We start from the raw sequence: 269 nt of genomic DNA, 5'->3' as shown, positions 1-269 counted from the left end.
TTTATGAATGCATCATGTGTGCCTGCTGCTCGACCTCCTGCCCCAGCTACTGGTGGAACGGGGATCGTTACCTTGGACCGGCCGCGCTGCTGCATGCCTATCGCTGGATCATCGACAGCCGGGATGAGGCGACGGGGGAGCGGCTGGACGATCTGGAAGATCCTTTCAAGCTGTACCGCTGCCATACGATCATGAACTGCGCACGGACCTGCCCCAAGGGGTTGAACCCGGCGAAGGCCATCCAGAACATCAAGAAGCTGCTTGTCGAA

Annotated in this window: 1 protein-coding gene; it reads left to right on the top strand. The window is 59.1% G+C overall.

Features of this window, described 5'->3' with window-relative positions; genetic code table 11:
• A partial coding sequence (locus A3728_RS20510) for a 4Fe-4S dicluster domain-containing protein (protein WP_150120924.1) occupies window positions 1-269 on the top strand: 269 nt, incomplete at both ends.

It is taken from the genome of Sulfitobacter sp. HI0040 (assembly GCF_001634885.1).
Classification (GTDB): domain Bacteria; phylum Pseudomonadota; class Alphaproteobacteria; order Rhodobacterales; family Rhodobacteraceae; genus Sulfitobacter.
Note: the sequence above shows the minus strand (reverse complement) of the source record. Positions and strands in the feature narration are given on the sequence as shown.